The organism is Synechococcus sp. CCY9201, from assembly GCF_034931105.1.
Classification (GTDB): domain Bacteria; phylum Cyanobacteriota; class Cyanobacteriia; order PCC-6307; family Cyanobiaceae; genus CBW1002.
The window spans coordinates 1-7243 of record NZ_JAYGIC010000165.1; the positions used below are offsets into that span (position 1 = coordinate 1).

Annotated in this window: 8 protein-coding genes; 3 read left to right on the plus strand and 5 right to left on the minus strand. The window is 69.3% G+C overall.

The genetic code is table 11. The features are described 5' to 3' along the window. Positions 1–332, minus strand: a 332-nt coding sequence (locus VB716_RS16085; protein WP_323271014.1) for a precorrin-8X methylmutase, incomplete at its 3' end; no start/stop codon positions are given. Between the two features lie 2 nt (positions 333–334). Here VB716_RS16085 and holA point away from each other — a divergent pair. Continuing rightward, positions 335–1357, plus strand: a complete 1023-nt coding sequence (gene holA, locus VB716_RS16090) for a DNA polymerase III subunit delta (protein ID WP_323271015.1) — start codon at positions 335–337, stop codon at positions 1355–1357. Positions 1358–1387: 30 nt separating this feature from the next. After that, positions 1388–3202, plus strand: a complete 1815-nt coding sequence (locus tag VB716_RS16095; RefSeq protein ID WP_323271016.1) for an aspartate kinase — start codon at positions 1388–1390, stop codon at positions 3200–3202. A gap of 6 nt (positions 3203–3208) precedes the next feature. Here VB716_RS16095 and VB716_RS16100 read toward each other — a convergent pair whose 3' ends face one another. From VB716_RS16100 to VB716_RS16115, 4 genes are all read right to left on the minus strand, one after another. Next, positions 3209–3415: a hypothetical protein gene (locus VB716_RS16100; protein ID WP_197157517.1), complete on the minus strand. Its 207-nt coding sequence runs from the start codon at positions 3413–3415 to the stop codon at positions 3209–3211. Then, positions 3415–5418 carry an excinuclease ABC subunit UvrB gene (gene uvrB / locus VB716_RS16105; protein WP_197157516.1) on the minus strand — a complete coding sequence of 668 codons (2004 nt, stop codon included), beginning with the start codon at positions 5416–5418 and terminating at the stop codon, positions 3415–3417. The genes VB716_RS16100 and uvrB overlap by 1 nt, the downstream gene beginning before the upstream one ends. A 60-nt stretch (positions 5419–5478) precedes the next feature. Continuing rightward, positions 5479–5865 carry a phage holin family protein gene (locus VB716_RS16110; protein WP_197157514.1) on the minus strand — a complete coding sequence of 129 codons (387 nt, stop codon included), beginning with the start codon at positions 5863–5865 and terminating at the stop codon, positions 5479–5481. A gap of 138 nt (positions 5866–6003) precedes the next feature. Beyond that, positions 6004–6786 carry a DUF561 domain-containing protein gene (locus VB716_RS16115; protein WP_323271017.1) on the minus strand — a complete coding sequence of 261 codons (783 nt, stop codon included), beginning with the start codon at positions 6784–6786 and terminating at the stop codon, positions 6004–6006. A gap of 44 nt (positions 6787–6830) precedes the next feature. On the opposite strand from VB716_RS16115, the gene VB716_RS16120 reads away from it, so the two are divergent. Then, the coding region (locus tag VB716_RS16120) for an ATP-binding protein (RefSeq protein ID WP_323271018.1) at positions 6831–7243 on the plus strand (413 nt) is incomplete at its 3' end.

Sequence of the window (7243 nt, forward strand, 5' to 3'; positions counted from 1 at the left end):
GCCATCGGCGTCACCGCCGCCGCGGCCATGGCCGTATCCGTGAGGATCGCCGTTCCGGCCGACAGGGCCGCCAGGCCCGCTTCGCAGGCCCCCGTGCTGAAGCGCAGCAGGGGCGCCAGCGCCGGATCGCCGCTGCTGTGCACCAGCCGTTCGAGCACCTCCTGCTCCACGCCGCGGAAACCCGTCTCCCCCAACCAGGCGTGGATGCGGCGCAGGCTTTCGGTGAAGATCGGATGGTCGAAACCGGCCGCCGATCCAGGGCTGCCCTCCGCTTCCCTTTCGTTTCCCCTGTCGTTCTCCAGCCCCTGCCGCTCCATCCGGCCGCGCCGCACCGATGCCGATCCATCTCTACTGGGGCGACGATGAAGCCGCCCGCCAGCGGGCCGTGGAGGCCCTGGTGACTGAGCTGGTGGATCCGGCCTGGGCTTCGATCAACCTCAGCCGCCTCGATGGCAACGACTCCGGCCAGGCCGCCCGGGCCCTGGAAGACGCACGCACCCCGCCCTTCGGCAGCGGAGCGCGGCTGGTGGTGCTGCAGCGCAGCCCCTTCACCAGCCAGTGTCCGGCGGAGCTGGCGGCCCAGATGGAGGCCTGCCTGGAGCTGGTGCCCGAGACCTGCCACCTGCTGCTGGTGAGCAGCAACAAACCCGACGCCCGCCTGCGCCTCACCAAGGCCCTCAAGGCGGTGGCCCGGGAACGGAGCTTCACCCTGCCGGCCGCCTGGGACGGGGCCGGCCAGCTGGATCTGGTGACACGCACGGCCCAGGAACTCGGCCTGAGCCTGGAGCCGGCCGCCGCCGAGGCCCTGTGCGAGGCGATCGGCAGCGACAGCGCCCGGCTGGCCAGTGAGCTGGAAAAGCTGGCGCTCTATGCCGGTGCCGCCCCGGGATCCTCAGCGGCGACACCCACAGCCCGCCCGATCAACGTCGCCGCGGTGCAGGCCCTGATCGGCAGCCATGCCACCACCAGCCTGGCCGTGGGCGACGCCCTGCTGGCGGGGCGTCCCGCCGACGCCATCGCCCTGGTGGACAACCTGCTGGAGGTGAACGAACCCGCTCTGCGGATCGTGGCGGCGCTCACCAGTCAGATCCGGGGCTGGCTGTGGGTGAGCCTGCTGGACAAAACGGGCGAGACCGACGTGGCGACCATCGCCAAGGCCGCCGGCATCGGCAACCCCAAGCGGATCTACGTGATGCGCAAACAGCTCCGCGGCCGCGGCCCGGGGCCGCTGCTGAAGCTGCTCAGCCAGCTGCTGGAGGTGGAGGCCGCCCTGAAGCGGGGCGCAACGCCGGGCGATGCCTTCCGCGACGGCTTTCTGCTCGCCGGGGGCATCGCCCTTGACCATGCGGGCCGATAATCGCCCGTTCCCGCCGCGTCCGACTCGCCGATGGCCCTGCTCGTCCAGAAGTTCGGGGGCACCTCGGTGGCCGACGTGGAGCGGATCCGGGCCGTGGCCCGGCGGGTGGCCGTCTGCCGCGAGGAGGGCCACGACCTGGTGGTGGTGGTCTCGGCGATGGGCCACACCACCGACGAACTGACCAGCCTGGCCCGGGCCATCAGCAGCGATCCGCCCCAGCGCGAGATGGACATGCTGCTGTCCACAGGCGAACAGGTCTCGATCGCCCTGCTCTCGATGGCTCTGCACGCCGAAGGGGTGCCGGCCGTCTCGATGACCGGCACCCAGGCGGGGATCATCACCGAGTCGTCCCACGGGCGGGCCCGCATCCTCGAGATCCGCACCGAGCGGCTGCAGCGGCTGCTGGCCGATGGCCAGGTGGTGGTGGTGGCCGGCTTCCAGGGCACCAGCAGCGGCCGGGCCGGCACCCCCGAGATCACCACCCTGGGCCGGGGCGGCTCCGATACCTCGGCCGTGGCCCTGGCCGCCGCCCTCGGGGCCGCCGCCTGCGAGATCTACACCGATGTTCCCGGCGTGCTCACCACCGATCCCCGCAAGGTGGCCGACGCCCAGCTGATGGACACGGTCACCTGCGACGAGATGCTGGAGCTGGCCAGCCTCGGCGCGGCGGTGCTGCATCCGCGGGCGGTGGAGATCGCCCGCAACTACGGCATGCCCCTGGTGGTCCGCTCCAGCTGGAGCGACGCCCCCGGCACCCGCCTGACCAGCGGCGCCCCCCGGTCGATCGGCAGCGAAGGCCTGGAGCTGGGCAAGCCGGTGGACGCGGCGGAGCTGCAGGTCGATCAGGCCGTGCTGGCCCTGGCCCATGTGCCCGACTGCCCCGGCGTGGCCGCCCAGCTGTTCGAGGCGCTGGGGGCCGCGGGGCTGAACGTCGACCTGATCGTGCAGGCCACCCACGAGGGCGCCAGCAACGACATCGCCTTCACCCTGCACCAATCCGAGATGGAGGCGGCCCGCGCGGTCTGTGAGCAGGTGCTGGCGGCCATGGGAGCTGGGGCGGCCCTGCTCAGCGCCGAAGGCGGCATGGCGAAGCTCAGCATCGCCGGGGCCGGCATCATGGGTCGCCCCGGGGTGGCCGCCCGCCTGTTCGACACCCTCGCCCGCGACGGCATCAACCTGCGGCTGATCGCCACCAGCGAGGTGAAGGTGAGCTGCCTGGTGGAGGGTCCCCAGGGCAGCAAGGCGCTGCGGTCTGCGGCCCAGGCCTTTGAGCTGGGCGAGCAACAGCTGCGCCACGATCCGCCGCCCTGCCATCTGGGCGATCCGGCCGTCCGCGGCGTGGCCCTCGATCGCGATCAGGCCCAGGTGGCGGTGCGGCAGGTGCCGGACCGGCCCGGCACTGCCGCCGCGATCTGCCGCGCCCTGGCCGACAACGGCATCAGCCTCGACGCCATCGTGCAGTCGGAGCGCACCCACGGCAGCCCCGGCCACCTCAGCCGCGACATGAGCTTCATCCTGCGCAAGGGTGACCTGGTCCAGGCGGAACGGGCCCTGGCGCAGCTGCTGAAGCAATGGCCCGGCACCCGCTTCGAGGAAGGTCCGGCGATCGCCCGGGTGAGTGCGGTGGGTGCGGGCATGCCCTGCACCGCCGGCACCGCCGCCCGCATGTTCCGCAGCCTGGCCGATGCCGGCATCAACATCGAGCTGATCGCCACCAGCGAAATCCGCACCAGTTGCGTGGTGGCGGAGGCCGATGGCGTGGCGGCCCTGCGGGTGGTCCATGGCGCCTTCGGCCTGGGCGGCGGCGTGCAGCACCGGGCCGAAGGCAGTGAAGCCCCGGCCTGAGCGGCCTCAGCGCCGCACCAGAAACGGCAACGCGATCAGCAGCAGCCCCACGATCAGCTGGGGCAGCACGCCGGGCAGGAAAAAGGGCACGATCATCAGCAGGATGCCGCTCACCAGAGGGACCAGCGCATCCTGCTTACGGCCATACAGCACGAAGGCCATGCCCACGAAGCCGAGCATGAGGCTGAACATCAGCTCGGCGGGGCTTGGCATCAGGCCCTGCCCACCAGCTTCTGGCGCAGCTGCTTGATCCGATCGCGGAGATTGGCGGCCTCCTCGAACTCGAGGTTCTTGGCCGCCGCCTTCATCTTGTCCTCCAGCTGGGTGATCAGTTCCGGGAGCGATTCCAGCGGCACCGCATTGTTCTCAGCCTGCTCAGTCGCCTCTTCAAGCTGTTCATCACTCAACCGGCGGGAGACCTCCAGGAAGGCGAGGATGGCATTGCCAGCCCGCTTTCCAGCCGGGGTGGGGGTGATGCCGTTGGCCGCGTTGTAGGCCTGCTGGATGGCGCGGCGGCGCTCGGTTTCTGAGATCGCCTTCTCCATGCTCTCGGTGAGGTTGTCGGCATAGAGCAGTGCCACCCCTTCCACATGGCGGGCCGCCCGCCCGATCGTCTGGATCAAGGAGCGTTCGGCTCGCAGGAAGCCTTCCTTGTCGGCATCGAGAATCGCCACCAGCGACACCTCCGGCAGATCGAGGCCTTCGCGCAGCAGGTTCACCCCCACCAGCACGTCGTACACCCCGTTGCGCAGGTCCTGGATGATCTCGATCCGCTCGATCGAGTGAATCTCGGAGTGCAGATAGCGCACCCGCACGCCGTTCTCGGCCAGGTAGTCGCTGAGGTCTTCCGCCATCCGCTTGGTGAGGGTGGTGATCAGCACCCGCTCCTGCTTCTCGGCCCGGACGCGGATTTCCCCCAGCAGGTCGTCCACCTGCCCCTCGGTGGGACGCACCTCCACGATCGGGTCGAGCACGCCGGTGGGGCGAATCACCTGCTGCACCACCTGATCCTGGCTCTGGGCCAGCTCCCAGCTGCCTGGTGTGGCACTCACGAAGATCGTCTGCTGCGCCTTCTGCCAGAACTCCTCCCCCTTGAGCGGGCGGTTGTCGGCGGCGCTGGGCAGGCGGAACCCATGCTCGATCAACACACTCTTGCGGCTCTGATCGCCGTTGTACATGGCCTGCAGCTGGGAGCAGGTGACGTGACTTTCGTCCACCACCAGCAGCCAGTCGTCCGGGAAGTAATCGATCAGGCACTCCGGCGGCGTGCCGGCCGGCCGGCCGGCCAGGTGACGGGCGTAGTTCTCGACGCCGTTGCAGTAGCCCACCTGCTCCAGCATCTCGAGGTCGTAGGTGGTGCGCTGCTCAAGGCGCTGGGCCTCCAGCAAGCGGCCCTGGCTGTTGAGCAGGTCAAGCCGCTGGCGCAGCTCGGCGCGGATCTCGCCAATGGCTTCGGCCAGGCGCTCCTTCGGCGTCACGAAGTGCTTGGCCGGATAGATGTTGATGGTTTCAAGACTCTGAAGAATCTCGCCGGTGGTGGGATCGACGTAGCGGATCGCCTCCACTTCATCGCCGAACAGCTCCACCCGCACCAGGCGATCTTCATAGGCGGGGCCGATCTCAAGAACATCGCCGCGAACACGGAAGCGACCGCGGGAGATCTCCAGATCGTTGCGGGAGTACTGATTGTTGACCAGCTCCCGCAGCGAAGCGCGGAGATTGAGCGTGTCGCCCACCTGAAACTTCACCGCCGCCTTGAGGTACTCCGATGGAATGCCCAGGCCGTAGATGCAGCTGATCGAGGCCACCACGATCACATCGCGGCGCTCGAACAAGGAACGGGTGGCCGAGTGGCGCAGCATGTCGATCTCCTCGTTGATCGACGCCGTTTTGGCGATGTAGGTATCGCTGACCGGCACGTAGGCCTCTGGCTGGTAATAGTCGTAATAGGAGATGAAGTATTCGACGGCGTTCGTCGGGAAAAATTCGCGCAGTTCATTGCAGAGCTGCGCCGCCAGCGTCTTGTTGTGGGCCAGCACCAGAGCAGGCCGCCCGGTGCGGGCGATCACATTGGCGATCGTGAAGGTCTTGCCGGTGCCGGTGGCTCCCAGCAGGGTCTGATAACGCTCACCACCTTCAACCCCGCCCACGAGGGCCTCGATGGCGGTGGGCTGGTCGCCCTTGGGCTCGTAGGGAGCGTGCAGCTGAAAGGCCATCGGGCCATTCTCACGGTTGTGGCCGATCAGTGCTGCCCGCCCGGCTACGGGTTGCCGGCCTCAGCCCCGCTCCAGACCGAACACCCTCAGAACCGCGCCGGTGAGCAACGTGTAGACCAACGCTCCCAGCACGGCACTGACCAGGCCGTTGCGCAGCCGGAACTCCGGGATCAGAGAGGCCGCCAGGGCAAACAGCGCCACGGTGATCAGGCCGTCGAACAGCCAGCTGATCGGCGCGATCAGCCCGCCCAGGCTGGTGATCACCCAGAGGGGTGCCAGCAGCAACTTCAGCAGCGGCGCCAGCAGCGCCCCCAGCAGGCTGATCACGATCACAGCCAGCACCGCCGCGCCGAAGCTCTGCATCTCCACCCCCAGGGGCAACTGGGCAACGATCAGCAGCACCACGGCCCGGATCGGCCACTGCAATAGCCAGGCCAGTGAACCCATCGATCCTTCGACGCAGGGAATGCCATGAGGCTAAACAAGGCCCCAGCAAGGCGCTAGGCAAGCTGCTGGCACAGCAGCTTGCCTAGCCAAACAGTCGGCGCCAGCCAAACAGTCGGCGCCTGACAGGGTGCCTGCGATTCAGCGATCAGCTGGCACAGCGTTCGTCGCAGCTGCTGCCAGAGCCACCGGCGCCAGGGCATCGCGCAGACCGCGCACCACCGCCACCATCGCCAGTTCATCGTCAAGCCGGTTCACGGCGGAGCCCACACCCACGCCGGCGGCACCGGCGGCGATGGCCAGCGGCAGGGTGACAGCGGAGAGGCCGGAGGCGCAGAGCACCGGCACGGTCACGGCTCGGCTGAGGGCATGGGCGGCCGCCAGGGTGGGCGCCGCCTTCTCGATCAGGCCGAGACTGCCGGGGCTGAACGGCCGGGCACTGGTGCCGCCTTCGGTCTGGATCAGATCGGCGCCGCCGGCGACCAGATCGATGGCGAGCTGCTCCTGCTGATCCAGGGGCAGCACGTGGGGCACGGTCACCGAGAGCACCCCATCGCCGAGCAGCTCGCGGCTGCGGCGGGTGAGCGCCAGCACGTCCTCGGCCCCGAAGATGCGGCCCTGGGGGTAGAAGCTGTCGTAGTTGCCGATCTCCACCATGGCGGCGCCAGCGGCCACCGCTGCGGGGAACAGCTCGGGATCCACCGCAGACACGCAGATCGGCAGACCCGAGGCGGCGGCCGCCAGGGTCACCAGCTCCGGATCACAGGCCACATCGATCAGGTCGGCGCCACCGGCACTGGCGGCTCGGCTGATCCGCTGCACGGCAGCGGCATCAAAGTTGGAGAGACCGGCGATCACCTTCAGGGCCCGGCGCTCGGCGATGGCGCGCTGCAGGGAGCTGGGCAGGCTGGACAGACGCGACATCGGCGGCGCAGAGAGCTGGATTCGTGATTCTCCCATCTGAAACCGTGAACTCCCACGAAGCGCCAGCTGGGGCCCCGGCCAAGGCCCAGCCGCACTGGAGCGCTGACCATCTGCGCCTGCACCAGCTGCTGCGTCAGCAACCCCAGCTGCTGCCCGCCGGCGCACCCCTGCTGCTGGCCGTCTCCGGCGGGCAGGATTCGATGGCGATGACGGGCCTGCTGCTGGATCTGACACGCCTGCATGGCTGGTCGCTGCAGCTCTGGCATGGCGACCATGGCTGGCGGCCGGAATCGGGCCAGCAGGCCGCCGAACTGGCCCAGTGGGCCCAGCAGCACGGGCTGGCGCTGCAGATCGATCGCGCCGAAGCGCTGGCGCCCAACGAAGCAGCGGCGCGGCACTGGCGGTACACGCGGCTGGCCCGCTGGGCCGAGCGGCTGGGTTGCCAGCGGGTGGTGAC

Coding starts and splice junctions, on each gene's coding strand:
- holA (WP_323271015.1), top strand. CDS start 335: ATGCCGATCCATCTCTACTGGGGCGACGATGAAGCCGCCCGCCAGCGG.
- VB716_RS16095 (WP_323271016.1), top strand. CDS start 1,388: ATGGCCCTGCTCGTCCAGAAGTTCGGGGGCACCTCGGTGGCCGACGTG.
- VB716_RS16100 (WP_197157517.1), bottom strand. CDS start 3,415: ATGCCAAGCCCCGCCGAGCTGATGTTCAGCCTCATGCTCGGCTTCGTG.
- uvrB (WP_197157516.1), bottom strand. CDS start 5,418: ATGGCCTTTCAGCTGCACGCTCCCTACGAGCCCAAGGGCGACCAGCCC.
- VB716_RS16110 (WP_197157514.1), bottom strand. CDS start 5,865: ATGGGTTCACTGGCCTGGCTATTGCAGTGGCCGATCCGGGCCGTGGTG.
- VB716_RS16115 (WP_323271017.1), bottom strand. CDS start 6,786: ATGTCGCGTCTGTCCAGCCTGCCCAGCTCCCTGCAGCGCGCCATCGCC.